The 1,082-nt window shown below is 54.6% G+C and carries 1 protein-coding gene; it reads right to left on the minus strand.

The window, feature by feature from the left end:
- Nucleotides 1–675: hypothetical protein (locus tag DVK07_RS19425; RefSeq protein WP_147441243.1), on the minus strand; the 675-nt coding region annotated here is incomplete at its 3' end.
- Nucleotides 676–1,082: the final 407 nt, after the last annotated feature.

Below are 1,082 nucleotides of genomic sequence, written 5' to 3' on the forward strand. Positions count from 1 at the left end.
CGCGAGAATGAGCAGAATCACTGCATAACCGAAAGACGAGAGCACGCCAAACGCGACTAGAGATAAGAACGATAGCCAACTCAAGCGCTTGAGCAACCCCATCGGGAGGAAATACAGAACTTTCGGAGCCATCCGCCAACGCAACTCTCCGTAGAACTCACCAAGTTGCTGTACTCCAATCTCAAGCCGATGACGCGGCGGGGTGTCCTCGATCAAATGCTCTACCTCTTGGCGTTCCGGTGAGGACTCCGGAAGCGAACCGAGCAGCTTGTTGCTCAGATACAGCATGTAACTCAGGAACTCCGGAATAAAACCACGCTGACCAATACGACATGGAACGATCGGCACCCGTTCAGGTTCGATTCCAAGAACGATAGCAAGTTCATGCTGAATCTGCACTGTCCCGTGTTTCGGACGATCAGACGGTCCATCAGGCCCGTAGATCGCACGTGCGATGCCATGCGCTTGGATCGCACCAAGGAACGACACCACCGTGAGACCGTACAGAATGTACAGTAGGTGGACTTGGTCAATGCTCACCAACGGCACGTTGATGTTCGCGATGTACTGGTGGAACTCGCTTCCTGGCTGTGTCGAGAGGTAGCCGAACGCGGCAGCAGGCAGGTAGAACGACCCATACGAGAGTTCTCCAACACTGCCACCGGCGGTACTCATGTATCAGGTATCATGACAGTCTGTGATATAAAACCGTGCGCCGCAACGCACTCAAAACCGGCTAGGTTTCACACCGCTAAACGCCTGTTTTCGCAGCCCCCAACGCGTTAAACGCGTGGATCCGCTAACGAGTATATGCAAAGAACCAGCCGTGAAATCACAGAACGTGAGGAGCGAGAAGTACGATCGAGAATCAACACCATCTGCACATCACCAGACTCCAAAACGTTGCACATCCCGATGCAGGGATCTTCGTTGCCGCGCTGCAGACGTGACAAACACCCCGACCAGTGGCGGTTGGAACCCATCGAGACGTGGCCGACCGGCCACACCAATATTTGCTGGCGATGTGTCGAGAGCTTTCTCGGTCAGTCCCCGTAGTCGGCTCTGCTCAGCGGGTTCGTGTA

Origin of the sequence: Halorubrum sp. Atlit-26R (genome assembly GCF_003666015.1) — an archaeon.
Classification (GTDB): domain Archaea; phylum Halobacteriota; class Halobacteria; order Halobacteriales; family Haloferacaceae; genus Halorubrum.